This is a genomic window from Rhizobium sp. YTUHZ044 (genome assembly GCF_051123975.1).
Lineage (GTDB): Bacteria > Pseudomonadota > Alphaproteobacteria > Rhizobiales > Rhizobiaceae > Rhizobium.
This window is the reverse complement of the sequence record NZ_CP101426.1, coordinates 364,713-384,322: the sequence shown is the minus strand read 5'-3', so window position 1 is coordinate 384,322 and position 19,610 is coordinate 364,713. Positions and strand designations below refer to the sequence as shown.

The 19,610-nt window shown below is 61.2% G+C and carries 12 protein-coding genes and 1 tRNA gene; 4 read left to right on the top strand and 9 right to left on the bottom strand.

The annotated features are described in order from the left end of the window. Positions 1–88: 88 nt before the first annotated feature. Positions 89–1,585 carry a CoA-acylating methylmalonate-semialdehyde dehydrogenase gene (locus NL154_RS01845; protein WP_221146734.1) on the bottom strand — a complete coding sequence of 499 codons (1,497 nt, stop codon included), beginning with the start codon at positions 1,583–1,585 and terminating at the stop codon, positions 89–91. A gap of 165 nt (positions 1,586–1,750) precedes the next feature. Between NL154_RS01845 and NL154_RS01840 the strand changes: the two genes are divergently transcribed. Both NL154_RS01840 and NL154_RS01835 read left to right on the top strand, forming a co-directional pair. Beyond that, positions 1,751–2,062, top strand: coding sequence for a putative quinol monooxygenase (locus tag NL154_RS01840; protein WP_210629144.1), 312 nt, complete (start codon positions 1,751–1,753; stop codon positions 2,060–2,062). Next, positions 2,062–2,943 (top strand): LysR family transcriptional regulator, encoded by an 882-nt coding sequence (locus NL154_RS01835; RefSeq protein WP_210629145.1) that lies wholly within the window; start codon positions 2,062–2,064, stop codon positions 2,941–2,943. The genes NL154_RS01840 and NL154_RS01835 overlap by 1 nt, the downstream gene beginning before the upstream one ends. On the opposite strand, the gene NL154_RS01830 is transcribed toward NL154_RS01835, so the two are convergent. The 5 genes from NL154_RS01830 to NL154_RS01810 form a co-directional block, all read right to left on the bottom strand. Then, complete coding sequence (locus NL154_RS01830; RefSeq protein ID WP_210629146.1) at positions 2,940–3,107, bottom strand: hypothetical protein; 168 nt, start codon at positions 3,105–3,107, stop codon at positions 2,940–2,942. The genes NL154_RS01835 and NL154_RS01830 overlap by 4 nt on opposite strands. A 36-nt stretch (positions 3,108–3,143) precedes the next feature. Next, positions 3,144–3,581, bottom strand: coding sequence for a DUF4174 domain-containing protein (locus NL154_RS01825; protein ID WP_210629147.1), 438 nt, complete (start codon positions 3,579–3,581; stop codon positions 3,144–3,146). Positions 3,582–3,843: 262 nt separating this feature from the next. Continuing rightward, the gene (locus NL154_RS01820) at positions 3,844–8,061 is read right to left on the bottom strand and encodes a M10 family metallopeptidase C-terminal domain-containing protein (protein ID WP_434733481.1); all 4,218 of its coding nucleotides are present in this window, start codon (positions 8,059–8,061) and stop codon (positions 3,844–3,846) included. 774 nt (positions 8,062–8,835) lie between these two features. Further along, a tRNA-His gene (locus NL154_RS01815) sits at positions 8,836–8,912 on the bottom strand. 129 nt (positions 8,913–9,041) lie between these two features. Further along, entirely contained in the window at positions 9,042–9,491 is a 450-nt protein-coding gene (locus tag NL154_RS01810; protein WP_210629149.1) for a phasin, read from the bottom strand. A 213-nt stretch (positions 9,492–9,704) separates the two neighbouring features. Here NL154_RS01810 and NL154_RS01805 point away from each other — a divergent pair, with 213 nt between their 5' ends. After that, positions 9,705–13,499, top strand: a complete 3,795-nt coding sequence (locus tag NL154_RS01805) for an ATP-binding protein (protein ID WP_434733480.1) — start codon at positions 9,705–9,707, stop codon at positions 13,497–13,499. A 255-nt stretch (positions 13,500–13,754) separates the two neighbouring features. Here the strand turns inward: NL154_RS01805 and NL154_RS01800 are convergent, their stop codons facing one another. Then, positions 13,755–15,707 (bottom strand): acetoacetate--CoA ligase, encoded by a 1,953-nt coding sequence (locus NL154_RS01800; protein ID WP_434733479.1) that lies wholly within the window; start codon positions 15,705–15,707, stop codon positions 13,755–13,757. A gap of 245 nt (positions 15,708–15,952) precedes the next feature. Here NL154_RS01800 and NL154_RS01795 point away from each other — a divergent pair, with 245 nt between their 5' ends. After that, complete coding sequence (locus NL154_RS01795; protein WP_434733478.1) at positions 15,953–17,845, top strand: AsmA family protein; 1,893 nt, start codon at positions 15,953–15,955, stop codon at positions 17,843–17,845. Positions 17,846–17,874: 29 nt separating this feature from the next. On the opposite strand, the gene NL154_RS01790 is transcribed toward NL154_RS01795, so the two are convergent. Both NL154_RS01790 and NL154_RS01785 read right to left on the bottom strand, forming a co-directional pair. Further along, a complete protein-coding gene (locus tag NL154_RS01790; protein ID WP_210629153.1) occupies positions 17,875–18,693 on the bottom strand; it encodes an ABC transporter permease in 819 nt (272 codons plus the stop codon). A 3-nt stretch (positions 18,694–18,696) separates the two neighbouring features. Beyond that, positions 18,697–19,608 (bottom strand): ABC transporter permease subunit, encoded by a 912-nt coding sequence (locus NL154_RS01785; protein ID WP_210629154.1) that lies wholly within the window; start codon positions 19,606–19,608, stop codon positions 18,697–18,699. Between the last annotated feature and the right edge of the window lie 2 nt (positions 19,609–19,610).

Genomic DNA, 19,610 nt, shown 5'->3' with positions numbered 1-19,610 from the left:
TCTGAAAAGCAAAGAGGCGCAGAAATCAACAACCTTAAATCGAAAACGGGGGCCGAAAGGCCCCCGAATTGCAGATCGATGTGTCCGGTCACTTCATCGTCGGCATGACGAATTCGGCGCCGCTCTTGATGCCGGACGGCCAGCGGGCGGTGACGGTCTTGGTCTTCGTCCAGAACTTGATCGAATCCGTGCCGTGCTGGTTGAGGTCGCCGAAGCTCGATGCCTTCCAGCCGCCGAAGGAGTGATAGGCGAGCGGAACCGGGATCGGAACGTTGATGCCGATCATGCCGATATTGATGCGCGAGGCGAAATCGCGGGCGGCGTCGCCGTCGCGGGTATAGATCGCGACGCCGTTGCCGTATTCGTGCTTCATCGGCAGCGACAGCGCTTCCTCGTAGTTCTGGGCGCGAACGACGGAGAGGACGGGTCCGAAGATCTCGGTCTTGTAGATGTCCATCTCAGGCGTGACGTGATCGAACAGGCAGCCGCCGACGAAATAGCCGTCTTCATAACCCTGGAGCTTGAAGTCGCGGCCATCGACCACGAGCTTGGCGCCTTCCTCGACGCCACGGTCGATGAGGCCGCGAACGCGGTTATAGGCTTCCTTGGTGACGAGCGGGCCCATGTCGGCCTTGTCGTCGGTATAGGGGCCGATGCGCAGCGACTCGATCTTCGGCGTCAGCTTCTCGACGAGGCGGTTGGCGGTCTCTTCGCCGACCGGAACGGCAACCGAGATCGCCATGCAGCGCTCACCGGCCGAACCGTAGCCCGCGCCCATCAGCGCGTTGACGGCCTGGTCCATATCGGCATCCGGCATGATGATCATGTGGTTCTTGGCGCCGCCGAAGCACTGGGCGCGTTTGCCGTTCATCGCCGCCGTGCCGTAGACGTAGCGGGCGATTGGCGTGGAGCCGACGAAGGAAACGGCGCCGATATCCGGATCGGTGAGGATGGCGTCGACGGCGCCCTTGTCGCCGTTGACGACATTGAGGATGCCCGCCGGAAGACCGGCCTCGATCATCAGTTCGGCAAGACGGATCGGCAGGGAGGGATCACGCTCGGAAGGCTTCAGGATGAAGGCATTGCCGCAGGCGATCGCCGGCGCGAACATCCACATCGGGATCATGCCGGGGAAATTGAAAGGAGTGATGCCGGCGCCGATGCCGACCGGCTGGCGGATCGAATACATGTCGATCGCCGGACCCGCGCCCTCGGTGAACTCACCCTTGGCGAGATGCGGGATGCCGCAGACGAATTCGCAGACTTCGAGGCCGCGAATGACGTCGCCCTTGGCGTCTTCGATCGTTTTGCCGTGTTCCTTCGAAATCAATTCGGCAAGTTCGTCCATATGCTTATTCAGGAGCTCGACGAACTTGAAGAAGACGCGAGCGCGGCGCTGCGGGTTGGTGGCAGCCCATTTCGGCTGCGCGGCCTTGGCGTTCTCGACGGCGGCGCGAAGCTCCTCGACGCTGGCGAGGGCGACGGTCGCCTGCACTTCGCCGGTCGCCGGATTGTAGACGTTGCTGACCCGGCCGCTGGTGCCGGCGACCTGCTTGCCGCCGATGAAATGTCCGATCTCACGCATGAATGTTCCTCCTGTTTGGATGGCCTACATTCGCACTTCAATTTGCACAAATCAACACGATGATATAAGCAACCGTTGTGCACAATTTATAGTTCTGATGCAGGCGCTGCTGCTCCCAAACTTGGAGCGGCATGCGGACAAGTCAAACTCAGGGAGGGTCAATCGATGAGCCAAAATCCGGTCGTGCGAATGGCGGATGTGGCGATCGCCGCCGACAGGCTCGACGCCTATCGGGCATTGCTGACGGAGGAGATCGAGGCTTCGGTCACGCTGGAAGAGGGTGTCCTTTCACTCAGCGCTGTTTCCATCCGAGAGGCTCCAAACCGCGTTCGTATTCTCGAAGTCTACGCCGACCAGGAGGCCTATGAGGCGCATCTGCGGACACCGCATTTCCTCAAATATAAGAGCGAGACGGCCGGCATGGTGACGTCGCTGACGCTGATCGATGTCGATCCGATTGCAATGCGGGCCAAGTGATGAACTGGGACGACGTTCGCATCTTCCTCGCCATCGCCCGAACCGGCCAGATCCTCGCCGCGTCAAAGCGATTGGGGCTTAACCACGCCACGCTTTCACGTCGGCTGACCTCACTCGAAGAGGCGCTGAAGACGCGGCTCTTCGTGCGCCGGACGAATGGCTGCGAGCTGACGGCTGAAGGCGGCATCTTCCTTAATGCCGCCGAGCGGATGGAAACCGAAATGCTCGCGGCGCAGGCCAATCTCGGCCACACCGACACGGCGATTGCCGGGACGGTGCGCGTCGGCGCACCCGATGGTTTCGGCGTCTCCTTCCTGGCACCCCGCATGGGCAGGCTGATCGAGCGCCATCCGGAGCTGAAGATCCAGCTCGTGCCGGTGCCGCGCTCCTTCTCGCTGTCGCAGCGTGAGGCCGATATCGCCATCACGCTGGAACGTCCCGAACAGGGCCGGCTCGTCTCCTCCAAGCTGACGGACTATACACTCGGCCTCTATGCCTCGCGCGACTACATCGCCTCGAACGGCAGACCCGGCGATGTCGAAGCGCTGAAGGCGCATCCGCGCATCGGCTATGTCGAGGATCTGATCTTCACCGCCTCGCTGAATTTCTCCGGCGAGGTAATGCGCAGCTGGGACGCCGGCTTTGAAATCTCGACGGCGATTGGCCAGACGGAGGCGGTGCGATCAGGCGCGGGTATCGGCATCCTGCACGATTATATCGCCCGACAATATCCGGAACTGCAGCGCATCCTGCCTGACATTTCGATCCGACGGGCTTATTGGACGACCTATCACGAAACCGCGCGCGACCTCGTCCGCGTCCGCAGTGTCGTCGACTTCCTACAGGAACTCGTCCGTGCCGAGCGCCACATCTTCCTTTAAATTCCCGAAACGTGCTTGGCCGGCTCGTCGTTCTCATCGGGGTTGGGAACAGGAGCTTCGTCAGGGAGTCGGTCCGGCTCCGGTTCGGTGATCGGCGGCACCGGCTTCCAGCCGGGCGCCGGCATCGGCGGCTGATCGGGAATGGGTTCGTTGGGCACGGACATGACCGCCTCCCTTTATGTTTGCGATGTTCGTCGGGACTATTTGTCCGACTTCAGCGTCTCGGCAGCGCGCATCGGCATGCTGTCGATGATGGCGAAGAGCTCGCCATTGGTGATCGGCTCGCTGACCTTGAGCTTGACGGTGCCGTCCTTGCCGACAAGGAAGGCGGCGAATTCACCGGTCTCCGGCGCATCGAGATCGCGGCGGATCACTTCGCCGTCGAGGCCATCGGCGGCGCCGAAAAGCGCCCGCACCTTGCCGCCCGAGACCTTCAGCACCACCATATCGCGCTCATCGACCGCGCTGCGGTCGGCCAGCAGCTGGTTTTCCTGGCGCGCCGCGCGGGCATTGTCCCTGTCGGCGAAAAGAATGAAGACGCGATTCTTCCACTGGAATGCGGCCAGGCTTTCGATCGGCGAATAGGCGCCGTTCGTCTCGTCGATCTTGGTCGCGCCGTAGAGCAGCGTTTTCGACATGCGTATTCTCCCGTCAGCTTGGAGAACGGTGAGGGATGGCATGGGTTCCATTTAATCGACAGGATCCTGGTTTCGAGCCTGCACCTGCAGATTGCACGCTGCACTTTTGCGCGACATGCTCTCTAACCCCGCTGCCGTGCCTACCGTTGATCGAAAGAGCTACGCCCGCACCGACGTCCGTCAATATCCGCCGGACTTGATTCACGCCGTTACGGGTTCAGCCCCTTCCCGAAAAAAATGCGCCGCGAGGTCCGAGCAAGGATCACGCAAAGAAGAAGTCCCACGAATGCAGGCTTGAAAGAGCAACATTTGTTAGCGTTATGGTGTTATCGGCATCGGCTCTGATAATTGTATCATTCCCGGACTGCTCAGTTGCCGCAAAAAGCGATTCCCAGTTGGCGAAAATGCTGTCATCGATCGAGATCACGTCACTTGCTGAGCCGGTTGCGACGAAGTTTGTGATCGTATCATGGCCCCAGTTCGGCGAGTAAATGAAGACGTCGGTTGCCGCTCCGCCAGTGAGGGTATCATTGCCGGCACCCCCCGTTAGCGTATTCGAACCACTGCCGCCGACGATAATGTTGTCCAATGCATTCCCTGTTCCGACGATAAACGTCCCAGATCCGATAAAGGTGAGGTTCTCGACATTGGCAGCAAGCGTATAGCTCGCCAGTGTCGTGCGAACCGTATCGGTCCCGGCGTCGGCGGCTTCGGTGACGATGTCGCCGGCATTGTCGACGATGTAGGTGTCGTTGCCCGCACCACCGATCAAGGTGTCCGCACCTGCTGCGCCATTCAGCGTGTCATTGAAGGCGCCGCCGATGATCGTATTATCAAGCGCGTTGCCGGTGCCGGTGAAGCTGGCGGAGCCGGTATAGGTCAGGTTCTCGACATTGTTGCCGAGCGTATAGCCGGCAAGCGCCGTCCGGACCGTGTCCGTCCCTTCATTGACATTCTCGATCACCACGTCGGTTGCGATATCGACCACATAGATGTCGTCGCCAATCCCACCCAGCATCGTGTCGGAGCCAGCCCCGCCGATCAATGTGTCATTGCCCGCAGCGCCTATAAGCTTGTCGGCGGCGACACCACCTGTGATGACGTTGTCGAGCAGATTCCCTGCCCCGGTAAAGGCTGCCGTTCCGATATAGGTGAGGTTCTCGACATTGGCCGCCAATGTGTGGGCACTCAGGGTCGTGCGAACCGTGTCGATCCCCTCATTGGCGTTCTCGGTGACGAGGTCGCCGGCATTGTCGACGATATAGGTGTCGTCGCCAACACCACCGATCAAACGATCGGCCCCGCCCCCGCCATTCAGCGTATCGTTGCCGACGCCGCCCGAAAGCGTATCGGCGGCAGCGCCACCCGTGATCACGTTGTCGAGATCATTGCCCGTTCCGGCAAAGGCTACCGTACCGATATAGGTCAGGTTCTCGACATCGCTGCCAAGCGTATAGCTTGCCAATGTCGTGCGAACCGTGTCGGTTCCCTCGTCGGCAGCTTCGGTGACGATGTCACCGGCATGGTCGACGATATAGGTGTCATCGCCCGCACCGCCGATCAAGGTGTCCGCACCTGCCCCACCATTCAGCGTGTCATTGAAGGCGCCGCCGGTGATCGTGTTGGCGAGCGCATTGCCGGTGCCGGTGAAGCTGGCGGAGCCCGTAAAGAGCAGGTTCTCGACATTGTTGCCGAGCGTATAGCCGGCAAGCGCCGTCCGGATCGTGTCCGTCCCTTCATTGACATTCTCGATCACCACGTCGGTCGCAATATCGACCACATAGATGTCGTCGCCCGTCCCGCCCGACATCGTGTCGGAACCGACGCCGCCGATCAATGTGTCGGTGCCGGCGCCGCCGTTCAGCGTGTCATTGCCGATGCCGCCGTCAAGCGTGTCGTTGCCGGCGCCGCCGATGATCGTGTTGACGAGCGCATTGCCGGTGCCGGTGAAGCTGCCGGATCCCGTGTAGAGCAGGTTCTCGACATTGTTGCCGAGCGTATAGCTTGAAAGCGCCGTCTTGATCAGATCGGTTCCTGCATTCAGCCCTTCGGTGACCACGTCGCCAACGTCATCGACAAGATAGGTGTCGTTGCCCGCACCGCCGATCAAGCTGTCCGCACCGGCCTTCCCATCCAGGGTATCGGCACCTGCCCCGCCCAGAATGGTGTTGTCGAGATCATTGCCCGTTCCGGCAAAGGCTACCGTACCGATATAGGTCAGGTTCTCGACATCGCTGCCAAGCGTATAGCTTGCCAATGTCGTGCGAACCGTGTCGGTTCCCTCATTGGCGGCTTCGGTGACGCTGTCGCCGACATTGTCGACGATGTAGGTGTCGTCGCCCGCACCGCCGATCAAGCTGTCCGTACCGGCTCCGCCATTCAGCGTATCGTTGCCGGCGTCGCCGGTGATCGTGTTGGCGAGCGCATTGCCGGTGCCGGTGAAGCTGGCGGATCCAGTGTAGGTGAGGTTCTCGACATTGACCAAGGCGGCGATCGAGTAGGCTGCAAGCGCCGTGCGGATTTCGTCGGTGCCGGCGCTGACCGCCTCGTTGATCACGTCGCCCGCACTGTCGACCATATAGATGTCGTTGCCGCCGCCGCCATTCAGCGTGTCATTGCCGGCGCCGCCGTCCAGAACATCGTTGCCAGCGCCGCCGGTGATCGTATTGGCGATGCTGGTTCCAGTCCCGGTAAAATCGCCGGTGCCGATGAAGGTCAGGTTTTCGACATTGGCATTGATGGTCAAGGCATAGGAAGAAAGCGTCGTCTTGATCAGATCGCCTCCTTCATTCAGCCCTTCGGTGATCACGTCGGCAAGGGTATCGACAATATAGGTGTCGTTGCCCGCACCGCCGATCAAGCTGTCCGCACCGCCCTTCCCGTCCAAGGTGTCGGCACCTGCCCCGCCCCTGATCGTATTGGCAAGGTCATTGCCCGTCCCGGTAAAGGCTGCCGTGCCGATATAGGTGAGGTTCTCGAGATTGGCGGCAAGCGTATAGCTTGCCGATGTCGCGCGAACAGTGTCGATCCCCTCATTGGCGGCTTCGGTGACGCTGTCGCCAACATTGTCGACGATGTAGGTGTCGTCGCCCGCACTACCGATCAAGGTGTCCGCACCAGCCCCGCCATTCAGCGTGTCGTTGAAGGCGCCGCCGGTGATCGTGTTGGCGAGCGCATTGCCGGTGCCGGTGAAGCTGGCGGACCCTGTGTAGGTCAAGATCTCGACATTGTCGCGGAGCGTATAGGTTGAAAGCGCCGTCTGAACGGTGTCCGTCCCCTGGTTCGCACTCTCGATCACAAAATCGAAGTTATCGTCGACGGCATAGAGATCGTTGCCCGCCCCGCCCACCATCCAATCGGAACCAACTCCGCCGATCAATGTGTCAGCGCCGGCGCCGCCATAAAGCGAATCATTCCCGGCATTGCCCCAAAGCGTATTGTTCGCTTCGTTGCCTGTGATGTTGTCGTTGCCGGAGCCGGCCTGAACGTTCTCGATCAAGGACGCAACGTTGCCGTGAAACAGAAGCGCGTTGAAAATGTTGCCGCGGGCGTAGCCATTGTTCGGACCACCCCACAGATCGGCCAACTGGTCCTGGGAAAAAACCGAGTATCCGCCTGCTCGCAGGTCGATCTTGAGGGCGGTGGTATAAGCGCTCAAATCATAGGTATCGATACCGCCACCGTCCCAGATTGTTGCGAAGATCCGGTTGGCATCGGGCGTGATGGCCGCCACTCCGTTGACATAGGTGATGCCTTCGTCGGGATTCCACTTGTAGACGGTATCGCCACTGTTCGTGGTGTAGTCCGCACCATACATTTCCTGCAGGGCGGCGATGTCGAGCATCATGAAGGTTTGCGGCGCGCCATCATGCTCATACTTGTACCCACTCAAATTGTCTCCGACATAGGTGCGGTAGGTCATGATCGTGTATTCGACCGAGTCATACGCACTCGGAACAACTGTCGTATTGGCGTCATCCGGTTCATGAGCATGCTTCAAACCGAGAGCGTGACCCAACTCATGCGCCACGGTGTGGCCCGCATAGTTGCCGAACCCCGGAAAGCGAAGGTCATCTTCTGTGCCGGCATATTCGGTTCCGAACCAGACATCGCCGCTGTAGCTGCGATTACCCGGATAATAGGTCCATGCCGTCGGAGGCAGGGACGACTGAGCGAAGCGCACGGATGCGGTATCGGCGCCTCCCGCCTCAAAGTTCGCGTTCGTAAATCCCTCAACCGAAAAGCCGTCATTTGCCGCGTTTCCGTAGGATTGCTCCATAAGAAACAAGGCTGCAGACTGCTGTTGCGAAGAAATCGACGAGAAGTCGAAATCTTTCTCGCCCTCATAGGAATACGATGTCGAAAGGGTGGGAAACGCATAGGTTATCGTGCCGTCCCAGGCAACGCCGCTGATAAGCCCGTCAATTTTTTGATCCCCAGTCGTGTCGACGTACTTAATAAAAGTAATGAGGTTCGTCATAAAATCCCCGTTGCCTATTCCATTTCGGCCGCGCCTAATGCCAATTTCCTCTGCTCCATTTGAAGAGGAAATTCAACCAAAAGCTTTATTTATGTTCGAGAAGGTTTTTGATCTTGGCGACTAGCGCTTATGAGGCGCTTCCACCGCAACCTCTAACAAAGGCTAGAAGACATATTCCAGGATCCTGCGCCCTGCCCGTCCGAACCTGCGCAATTGCTCGCATGACGGCACTTAAATTGAAGTTACGGTCATCTGCTAAAATTTAGTAAGTCTCCACGCTTATCGGGAAAACGAGGTCCGAATTGTTTAAGCGCCCCTGAATGTTGTCTACGCCTCTCTTGCCGCGGATCGGCTTCGCGGTTCGCATCCTTGGCAATTTTGCTTGCGTGGGGCATCGTTCCGGATCAAGTGGCGGATTGTTGCAATTGCGGAGCTCGCTGCTGCGTGCCGCATATGTAGCTCACCCAGAGGTATGGCACCATACGAGTGGGTTGTGCTTCCTGAATGTTCGAGCTGATGTGGCAAATAGGCAGCAAATTCTCCGGAAGCGTAGGCTCTTTTTAAGCGCTGCTCACTTTGCCTTCGGGATGTTGCCATCTGGTCAGGAGAGGCGCCTCGCCTACCATCCCATACGTGAAAGCCCGTGCTTTTTGGCAAGGCAAGCCAGCCTCGGTGCGGCATCACTACAGATACAGTCAAACGTCTGTACGTTTTTCGGTCGAAATGACGTCAGCCAGAACGATTTGTCTGATAGGGAGCTGACCTAGAGAGAAATGGTACGGTTGGGGGGTCTCGAACCTCCGACCTCAGGTGCCACAAACCTGCGCTCTAACCAACTGAGCTACAACCGCATAAATCGCGTTTGACGCGACGGGGGTCACATACGAGGACTTGGCGATGAATTCAAGTCCCATTCCTCATCAATATACAAAAAGGCTGGACGCGGGGTCCAGCCTTTTGTCACGCAATGGTAAAACCGATCAGGCAACCTTGAAGGATGCCATGGCCTTTTCGGCGGCTTCCTTGGAGGGCTTTGCGAGCTTTTCGGCAACCTGCTTGGTGGTTTCCTGGATCGACTTCGCCTGTTCGACGGCGAGTTCGGCCTGCTTGCGCAGGAAGGAGGTCTGCAGTTCGAAGAATTCAGCCGGGGACTTGACGCCGAGCAGTGCTTCCATGTGCGAGAGCGAGGTTTCGGCGTTGACGCGCAGGACGTCGATCGCCTTCAGGCCGATCTCGACGGTGCCGGCCTGTGCCGTCTGGACGGTGGCTTCGAGCGTCTTGCCGGCTTCCTCGCCAGCGGTCTTCAGCTTGGCATAGGCGTCTTTCGACTGCTGGGCGCCCTTTTCAGCGAATTCGCGGAAGGATTCAGCCAGCTTGGACGGGTCGAAAGAAGCGATTGAAAAAACATCATCGGTCTTTATGGTAGCCATGGGTCGCATTCCTTTGGGCTAAGGCAGTTGCTGCCTGCGATCATCGAATGACGTCTATATAGAATATTTCATTGTGCATTGCAACATAAATTGTGCGACGCACAAGTCGTTAACCCTTTCGGCTGAAAGCACCCCGCTGTTCTGGACCGGCGTGCGACCTGCAGTTATTAATAAGCCGTTAATTTAGAAGGCCGACAGCGACAAGGTTTGATCATGCCCGCAGTCCAATATCCGTTCATCGATATCGCCGTGCATGCGCGGGTGCGGGAACGCTTTTCGCGCGGCGAGGCCATGGTGCTATTTTCGGCCGATCTTGCCCGCCTGCTCTGGGCAAACGGCGCAGGCGCGGAGCTTTTCGGCCATTCGGCGGTCTACGACCTGCTCGACCAGGGAGCCGATCGCACCGACATCACCTTTCGCCAGCTGGAAACGGCGGCGCGTCAGCTCGCCGATATCGGCGACAACAGAAGCCTGATGATCCGGGTCGCCAAGGGCTTCCAGCGCGTGCAGGTGCAGGCGGCGGCCGAACTGATCCGGCTTTCATCAGGCGAGAAGGCTATTCTGTTTTCCGTGCCGGTGTCGGCAAGGCCGCTAACGGCGGGCGCTGCGGCGGCCCAGATGCTGCAAGGTCTCGATGATCCCGACACGCATATGGCCGTCATCGGCGCCAATGGCGAGGTCATCGCGGCCTCGCCCGGCTTCGCCTCGCTCGCCATATCAGGTGAGACCGCAAAGGCCTTGATCAATCTTGCCGGCGCGCATCCCGATCGCCTGGTGAAGCGCCCGGTCGCCACCGGCAGGGGTTATCTTCCGGCAGCAGTCGGCAGGCTCAGCGACGAGCCGGCGCTCAATCTGCTCTTTGCCGTGGAAACCGCGATCGGTCATCTGGATCCGACCGATGCGCCCGTGCTCGACGCAGTCGATGCACCCCCGCAGGCGGCTGACGCGCCGGCGAGGGAAGAAGGCACGTCGTCATCCGAACTTCCTCCGCAAGAGGCGGCTGCGGCGACCGGCTTCGGCGAGATCGTCAATGCCGTCTCGGGAATCGAAGAGGTCGAGGAGACACTGGAGGAGATCGCCGACGACCGGGAACAGCCGGCCGAGGCGGCTGCCACCACCGCAGAGGCGGCGGTTGCGGACGAGAATCCGACCGCAAAGGAAGCGGCGGAGAACGACGACGCGACCGAGAGCCGCATGGATGAGGCCGACCAGCCCGCGGCGCCCGTCGATGAGGCCGCGAGCCATTCCGCCGACGAGACGGCGGAAGCGACCGCGATGGCGGGGACACCCGCCGAGACCAGCCAAATGCCGCGCGATGAGGCGCCGGACGCCGCGCGCGAAGAGCCGGCCATCGCAGCCGACGCGCCCCCTCCCGCGTCGCTTGCGCCCGAGCCTGGTTTCGTCTTCAGGCCGAACAGCCGCGCCACCCGCTTCGTCTGGAAGATCGATGCGGAAGGCCGGTTCAACGAAGTCAGTCACGAATTTGCCGAGGCCGTCGGTCCGCATGCATCCGCTATCATCGGCTCTGCCTTCAGCGACATCGCCGCTCTCTTCAATCTCGACCCCGACGGCAAGATTTCCGAGGCCCTTGCGCGCCGCGACACATGGTCGGGGAAGACGATCCTCTGGCCGGTCGAAGGCACCAGCCTCGTCGTTCCGGTCGATCTCGCCGCACTGCCGACCTATACCCGCAGCCGCGACTTCGACGGCTTCCGCGGCTTCGGCGTCGTCAGGCTTTCCGATACGCAGGAGGATCCGCTGGCGCTCGGCCTGACGCTTGGCCCGGACGGTGTCGGCCATGATGCGGCAGGCCCCGGCCCGGCGGCCGACGCTATCAGCGAACCGGCACACGAGATTGACGCCGCGCCCGAAGCGGCCCCGGCAGAAACGATCGCGGCGGACGTGATCGAGGACCACCCTCAGATCGAAGAGACGCCTTTCGAAGCGGCCGGAGGGGAGGCCGGCTTCGAGCCGCCCACCCGGGAGAGCGCCGCCGAAGAGGTGCAGGAGAGCGCCGGTGAAGGGCTGGCGGCCGATGCCGCAGACGACCCCCCGGCGCTTCGCATCGTGGAAACGCCCAATCGCCGTTCCACCGACAAGGTGGTGCAGCTTCACAGCACAGGCGCCGCATTGACGGCCGCCGAACAGGCGAACTTCCGCGAAATCGCCAAGCGCCTGGAAGCCTTCGGCGCCCGCAGGGAGGAGCCCGACACCCCGGCGCCGACGGGCGCCACCGCCACGGAACCGGCGGCTTTCGAAGAAAGCGCGGCGCCCGAAGCCTTCACCGGCGAAACGCCCGGCGCCGATACGGCCGACACAGCTTCGGCCGAGGAGATTGCGCCGCAGGAAGCGATCTTCGAGAAGGCGGCCGAGTCGTTGCGCGAAGACGGCGCCGCGGAAGAACCCGCCGCCATCACCGAGGACGAGGCGACGGAAGGGCTCGAGGAGACGGTCAGCCAGATCGAGGTTCTCACAAGCTTCATCCCGCCGCGCGTGAAGATGATTGACGGGCTTTCGGCCGGAACGGTCGACCAATTGCCCGTCGCGGTGCTTATCCATGTCGGCGATGCGCTGATCCATGCCAATCCCGAATTCATGCGGCTGACGGGCTACCAGTCGCTCGACGCGCTGCGTGAGGTTGGCGGTATCGAAGCCCTGCTGCAGCGGCGCGAACTTGAGGAAAAGGCAGCCGGTTCCGGCACCATGATGCTGGTCAAGGCCGACGACACGCTGACACCGGTGACCGCGCGGCTGCAATCGGTGCGCTGGGAAGATGCCAATGCTCTGATGCTGGCGCTGATGCCGGTGGAAGGCAAGGAGGATGGCCGCGGCGACAGCAACCGGTCCGAAGCGCGTCCGGAGCGGATGGTCGAGAAGGTCGCCAAGCTTCAGGTCGAGGTCGAGGAATTGCGCTCGATCCTGGAAACGGCGACCGACGGCGTCGTCGTCATCGGCACCGAGGGTGATATCCGTTCGATGAACCGGTCGGCGAGCGCGCTGTTCAATTACGACGAGCAGGAGACGCGCGGCAAACCCTTCGTCATGCTGTTTGCCCATGAGAGCCAGAAAGCCGTCCTCGACTATCTGAACGGCCTTGCCGGCCACGGCGTGGCAAGCGTGCTGAACGACGGGCGCGAAGTGATCGGCCGCGAGGCCGGCGGCGGCTTCGTGCCGCTGTTCATGACGATGGGCCGGCTTACCTCCTCGAACGGTTATTGCGCCGTCATCCGCGATATCACCCAGTGGAAACGCACCGAGGATGAGCTGCGCAATGCCAAGGGCGCGGCCGAAACCGCCAACGCCCACAAGACCGATTTCCTCGCGCGCGTCAGCCATGAAATCCGCACGCCGCTCAACGCCATCATCGGCTTTTCCGACATGATGGCCGGCGAGCGCTTCGGTCCGATCGGCCATCCCCGATATATCGAATATGCCAACGATATCGGCCGCTCCGGCCGGCACGTCCTCGATATCGTTAACGATCTCCTCGATATTTCGAAGATCGAGGCGGGCGAGATGGATCTTGACTTCGCCGCCGTCGGCCTCAACGAGGCGGTCTCAGAGGCCGTCGCCCTCGTCCAGCCGCAGGCAAACGGCCAGCGCGTCATCATCCGCACGGCGCTGTCCCATTCGGTGCCCGAGGTCGTAGCCGATCTGCGCTCGATCAAGCAGATCGCGCTCAACATCCTGTCGAACGCCATCCGCTTTACGCCGTCTGGCGGACAGATCGTCGTTTCCACCTCCTACGAGGCGAATGGCAGCGTGGTGTTGAGGGTTCGCGATACCGGCATCGGCATGACGCGCGCCGAACTCGACCATGCGATGAAGCCGTTCCGCCAGGTCTCTTCGACCCAGTCACGCCATCGCGGCGACGGCACCGGGCTCGGCCTGCCGCTGACCAAGGCGATGGTGGATGCCAATCGGGCGACATTCTCGATCAATTCGGCGCCGAACGAAGGCACGCTTGTCGAGATCACCTTCCCGTCGCAACGTGTGCTGGCTGGCTGATCCCTATCGACGGGGCAGAGCCGCCGGAACGCTGCACGGCAGGCAAAAAAAAGGCAGCCGGAGGCTGCCTTGAATGGGTGCTGTTCAACAAGAGCTCAGTCGATCAACGTCATGTTTCGTAAGCCCGGAGGCTTCAGGCCGCCTCGTTCATGTGCGGCCCCCAAGTTGTTTCACCTTTGACAAAGGTTTCTTAACGAAAGGTTTCCATGACAGGGGATTGCTGAATGGTGAAAGCTTGTGGTTTACGGCTCCTTATCAGTCCCTCAGTTCACTCAAATCAGCGAAGAGCCGCAGCGCTTCCGGATTGGCGAGCGCCTCCTGGTTTTTCACCGGCCGGCCATGAACGACCTCACGCACTGCAAGCTCGACGATCTTGCCGGATTTGGTGCGGGGAATATCGGCAACCGCGATGATCTTTGCCGGCACGTGCCGCGGCGAGGCGCCGGCGCGAATACGCGCCTTTATCGCCTTGACGAGATCCTCGGTCAGCGTCACACCTGAGGCAAGGCGGACGAAGAGGATGACACGCACGTCGTCATCCCATTCCTGGCCGATACACAGTGCCTCGGCCACCTCGTCCATCTGTTCCACCTGGTTGTAGATCTCGGCCGTGCCGATGCGCACACCGCCGGGGTTGAGCGTCGCATCCGAGCGGCCATGGATGACGAGGCCGCCATGCTCTGTCCATTCGGCAAAATCGCCGTGGCACCAGACATTGTCGAACCGCTCGAAATAAGCGGCGCGATATTTGGCGCCATCAGGATCGTTCCAGAACATCACAGGCATGGAGGGGAAGGCCTTGGTGCAGACGAGTTCGCCCTTCTCACCGCGAACCGGCTTGCCGCCATCGTCCCAGACGTCGACCGCAAGACCGAGACCAGGACCCTGGATCTCGCCGCGCCAGACCGGCTGCAGCGGATTGCCCAGCACGAAACAGGAAACGATATCGGTGCCGCCTGAGATCGAAGCAAGCTGCACGTCCGCCTTGATGCCCTCATAGACGAAGGTGAAACCCTCGGGCGACAGCGGAGAACCGGTGGAGGTCATCAGCCGGAGGCTGGAAAGATCGTGGCTTTTGCGCGGCGTCAGCCCGCCCTTGCGCACCGCATCGATATATTTTGCCGAGGTGCCGAAAATTGCGAATTTTTCCGCCTCGGCATAGTCGAACAACACATTGCCGTCCGGTGCAAAGGGCGAACCGTCGAACAGGCAGAGCGCGGCGCCGCTGGCGAGCCCGCTGACCAGCCAGTTCCACATCATCCAGCCGCAGGTGGTGAAGTAGAAGAGCTTCTCGCCCGCCTGCAGGCCGCAATGCAGCCGGTGCTCCTTGAGATGCTGCAGCAGCGTGCCGCCGGCCGAATGCACGATGCATTTGGGCACACCGGTCGTGCCTGAGGAAAAGAGGATGTAGAGCGGGTGGGCGAAGGCAAGCGGCGCGAAGGCGATCTCCTTGGCCTCGTAGGGCGCAATGAAGGCTTCCAGCGTCGAAGCCCCTGATGTCTTGCCCGCCACTGCCTCGGCATCTCCGGCATAGTGGACGACGACCGTGGGGACACCGAGGCTTTTCGCCACCGCGGCAACCTTGGGGCCAACGTCCTGCAGCTTGCCGGAATACCAATAGGCGTCGCAGGCGATGAAGAGCCGGGGGCCGATCTGGCCGAAGCGATCGAGCACGCCCTGCTCGCCGAAATCGGGAGAGCAGGATGACCAGATGGCGCCGATCGAGGCGGCGGCCAACATGCAGGCGATGGTCTCCGGCATGTTGGGCATCATGGCGGCGATGCGGTCGCCCTTGCCGATGCCGAGTGCCGCGAAGGCCTGCTGCAGCTTGGAGACCTGCGCGCGCAGCCGATCCCACGACCAACGGTCTTCGGCCTTGTCCTCGCCGCGGAAAATGATGGCGTCGGCCTCGCCGCGGCCGGGCAGCAGATTTTCGGCGAAATTCAGCGTCGCATCGGGAAAGAAGCGGGCCTCCAGCATGCGGTCGCCGTCGACGAGCACCCGTGCGCCGCGTTCTCCCTTTACGCCGCAGAAATTCCAGACGCTCGACCAGAACTTCTCCCGCTCGGCCACCGACCATGCGTGCACATCCTCAAAGCCTGCAAGCGAGAGGCCGAATTCTCTATTGCAACGCTCGATGAAGGCATGGATCGGGCTTGTTGCAACGGTCTCGGCCGAGGGCACCCAAAGTGGCTTGTTATCCTGCATTCATTCTTCCTCCCCAATCCCGTCCTTATATCATGCTGCATTGCATTATAAAGTGCGACCGCCCGATCCCAAGCCTAAACGCGTCGCATAAACCGGATTCATGCGACGCGGTTCGGCTCTTCGTTTTATGATGTCGTAGTCTTGGAACCGTTGCACGCTTCCAGGCGACATGCATTGGATTTGCATAGGCCTGATATTTCATATATCGGGCGAAATCAGCGCATAACCGGTAACCGGCAGAGATCATGAGCACGTCTAGACATCGCAGGTGGCGCAGGAAAATCGGGCCCGTTTCGCGCTGGCTTCCGGCCTTCGCCCGCATGTCGACGCTGTTTCTGCTGGTTGCGCTTGCACTGTTCGTGGCCCTCAGGGTCGCAGCGCCCTATCTCATCACGACGGGTTTCGTGCGCTCCGGCATCGAGGATGCGCTGTCGAAATGGACGGGCTACCATGCCGAGATCAAGGGTAATCCGGTTCTCGAATTCTGGCCGACGCCGCGCATCACGCTGAACCAGGTCACCATCCGCCAGCCACGCGAAAGCGGCGACAAGCTGCTCGGCAGTATTGAAAGCCTGTCGGCGGATTTCAGCCTCATCGATGCGCTGAGAGGCCGGACGAGTTTCCACGAATTCCATCTGCTGCGGCCCAACCTGGCGCTGACGCGTGACGAGAACGGCCTGATCGACTGGAGTTACGCCGGCCTGCTTGCCCGCGCGATCAGCGGCGTGCGCTACGAAAACGGGGCTGAGATGCTCGATCCCGCTCTCGATGCCGAGATCGGTGCGGTGACCGTCGAGGACGGCACGCTTGCCGTCACCGACGTCAAGAGCGCCAAGACTTACAATTTTGACAGCGTCACGGCCGACATCGGCTGGCCACGGCTCTCGGGCGCGATCTCGGCTGTCGTGATCGCCCGTATCAACGGCGTGGACCTGAAGGTGGATTTCGCCTCGCGCCAGCCGCTGCTCGCCTTTGCCGGCAAGAGCGCCGAGACGCGGACATCGCTGACGTCAGACCTGCTGACGGCCCGTTTTCAAGGGATCGCCAGCATCGCCAGCCTTTCGGCGCTTTCCGGCAATATCGCCGTCAGCATTCCCGATGTGCCGGCGTTTCTGACATGGTCGGGCAGATCGCTCCCCGGCGTCGGCACGCTGAAGAGCGCCTCGCTGGAATCCGACATCATGTCATCGGGCAGCGGGCTGCGTTTCAACGATCTCAGCCTGTCGCTGAACGAGGCGAGCGCCACCGGCGTGATGGACCTTACGACTAGGGCCGGCAGACGGCCGAAGATCGGCGGCACGCTCGCCTTCGACCAGATGAACCTGAAGCCGTTCCTCGACGCTTTCGCGCTGCGATTGGCGGCGGGTGAGGCGGAGGAAATCTCCACCGGCATCAGCGCACCGCTGCAACTGCTCGACGTCGACGTCAGGCTTTCGGCGCGGCGCGCTGAGATGGGCCGCTTCGAGCTTTCCGATGTCGGCGCCAGCATGATCGTCACCGGCGGCGAGGCCAAGTTCGATATCGGCGACAGCGGCTTCGAAGGCGGCGAAATGACGGCGCATCTGGAGGCGACGCGGCGCGACTTCGACGGCGGCGGCAAGCTGCAGCTGTCGATCCGCGATGCCGACTTCGCCGGCCTTGCCGAGCGTCTGCAGCTCAAAGGACCGCTGCCGCTTGCGACGGGATCGCTCGATCTCGACCTGCAGTCGTCGAAGGCGATCTGGACGGCCGGTCTTGCCGACGTCACCGGCAAGCTGCATTTCTGGACGAGGGAAGGCACGATTCCCGGCGTCGACTCCGGCGCGCTCAGGACACAGGCGGCCCAAAAGCCGTTCTTTCCACTGAGTGCCGCAGCCGGCAGCGCTTTCGCGTTCAACCAGTTGGAACTTCGGGCCGATTTCGCCAACGGCTCCGCCGAAATCCATGACGCCCATGTTGTCGGGCCGACGCAGACGCTGGCGCTTTCCGGCGTGGTCACCTATCAGTCCAACGGGCTGGCGCTTTCCGGTTCTCTGGAGGCGACCGATCCGGCCAAGGCGGCAGAGCTGCCGCTTCTGCCGTTCTTCGTGGGCGGCTCATGGCCGAATCCGGTGATCTCGCCGGTTCCGCTTTTTGGCGGCACGCCCCACGCGCAATAAAGAGCCCTGCGTCCAAGGGGACATGCCGCTCAGGCGCCGGCTGCCGCCGCCCGCTCGTCGCGCTCGCGCTGCACTTCCCGCCGCTTGGTGATCACGGATGCGCAGATAACGCCGACCGCGACGATGGCGATCAGGATCGTGCAGATCGCATTGATCTCAGGCGTTACCCCAAGGCGCACCTGGCTATAGATCTTCATCGGCAGCGTGGTTGCGCCGGGGCCGGAGGTGAAGCTTGCAATGACGAGGTCGTCGAGCGACAGCGTGAAAGCCAGGATCCAGCCCGAAAACACCGCCGGCGAGATGATCGGCAGCGTGATCTCGAAGAAGGTCCGCACCGGCGGCGCGCCCAGATCCTGCGCGGCTTCCTCGATCGACTGGTCGAAGCTCAAGAGCCGTGATTGCACGACGACGGCGACGAAGCACATGGTCAGCGTCGTATGCGCCAGCGTAATGGTCCAGAAGCCACGGTCGAGGCCGATCGCCACGAAGAGCAGCAGCAGCGACAGACCGGTGATGACTTCGGGCATGACGAGCGGCGCATAGACCATGCCTGAAAAGAGCATGCGGCCGCGGAAGCGGGTATAGCGCACCAGCGTTAGCGCCGCCATCGTGCCGAGGATGGTCGCAAAGGTGGCCGACAGCAGACCGACACGGATCGTTACCCAGGCGGCATCGAGCAGGGCCTGGTTCGAGAGCAGCGACGCATACCATTTGGTGGAGAAGCCGCCCCAGACGGTGACGAGTTTCGATTCGTTGAAGGAAAAGACCACCAGCAGCACGATCGGCAGATAGAGGAAGGCAAAGCCGAGCACGACGGAGATGATGTTGAAACGGGTCCATCTCAGCATGGCTTATTTCCCCCGCTCTTCGGCCTTGGCCTGCGCATTCTGGAAGAAGACGATCGGAATCACCAGGATCATGAGCAGGATGGTTGCGACCGCCGAGGAGACTGGCCAGTCTCTGTTCGCGTTGAATTCGTTCCAGAGCGTCTTGCCGATCATCAACGTCTGCGAACCGCCGAGAAGATCGGGAATGACGAACTCGCCAACGGCAGGGATGAAGACCAGCATGCAGCCGGCAACCACGCCGGGGATCGACAGCGGGAAGGTGACGCGCCAGAAGGCCTGGGTCGGCGTGCAGCCGAGATCCTGCGCTGCCTCGATCAGCGTGCCGTCCATTTTTTCGAGCGCCGAATAGAGAGGCAGCACCATGAAGGGCAGATAGGAATAGACGATGCCGATATAGACGGCGGTGGTGGTGTTGAGGATGATCAGTGGGATGTCGATTACATGCAGCGACAGGAGGAGCTGGTTCAGCAGCCCTTCGGGCTTCAGGATGGCTATCCAGGCATAGACGCGGATCAGGAAGCTCGTCCAGAACGGCAGGATGACGAGCATCAAAAGTGTCGGGCGGATGCGCCGCGGGGCCTGCGCCATGCCATAGGCGATCGGATAGGCGATCAGCAGCATCAGGAAGGTCGAGACCGCCGCGATGATGACGCTCGAGAGATAAGCGTTGAAGTAGAGCGGATCGTCGGTGAGATAGCCGTAATTATCCAAGGAGAAGGTCGAGACCTTGCTCCAGAAGGCACTCCAGCCATCGGCAAAGGAGAAGACCGGCTCATAGGGCGGGATGGCGATCGCCGTCGTCGACAGGGAAATGCGGAAGACGATGAAGAACGGCGCCAGAAAGAAGAGCAGCAGCCAAGCGTAGGGGATGATGATGACGAGGCGGTTGTAAAGGCGCGATGCGAAGGTTTCCATAA

Coding starts and splice junctions, on each gene's coding strand:
- NL154_RS01845 (WP_221146734.1), bottom strand. CDS start 1,585: ATGCGTGAGATCGGACATTTCATCGGCGGCAAGCAGGTCGCCGGCACC.
- NL154_RS01840 (WP_210629144.1), top strand. CDS start 1,751: ATGAGCCAAAATCCGGTCGTGCGAATGGCGGATGTGGCGATCGCCGCC.
- NL154_RS01835 (WP_210629145.1), top strand. CDS start 2,062: ATGAACTGGGACGACGTTCGCATCTTCCTCGCCATCGCCCGAACCGGC.
- NL154_RS01830 (WP_210629146.1), bottom strand. CDS start 3,107: ATGTCCGTGCCCAACGAACCCATTCCCGATCAGCCGCCGATGCCGGCG.
- NL154_RS01825 (WP_210629147.1), bottom strand. CDS start 3,581: ATGTCGAAAACGCTGCTCTACGGCGCGACCAAGATCGACGAGACGAAC.
- NL154_RS01820 (WP_434733481.1), bottom strand. CDS start 8,061: ATGACGAACCTCATTACTTTTATTAAGTACGTCGACACGACTGGGGAT.
- NL154_RS01810 (WP_210629149.1), bottom strand. CDS start 9,491: ATGGCTACCATAAAGACCGATGATGTTTTTTCAATCGCTTCTTTCGAC.
- NL154_RS01805 (WP_434733480.1), top strand. CDS start 9,705: ATGCCCGCAGTCCAATATCCGTTCATCGATATCGCCGTGCATGCGCGG.
- NL154_RS01800 (WP_434733479.1), bottom strand. CDS start 15,707: ATGCAGGATAACAAGCCACTTTGGGTGCCCTCGGCCGAGACCGTTGCA.
- NL154_RS01795 (WP_434733478.1), top strand. CDS start 15,953: ATGAGCACGTCTAGACATCGCAGGTGGCGCAGGAAAATCGGGCCCGTT.
- NL154_RS01790 (WP_210629153.1), bottom strand. CDS start 18,693: ATGCTGAGATGGACCCGTTTCAACATCATCTCCGTCGTGCTCGGCTTT.
- NL154_RS01785 (WP_210629154.1), bottom strand. CDS start 19,608: ATGGAAACCTTCGCATCGCGCCTTTACAACCGCCTCGTCATCATCATC.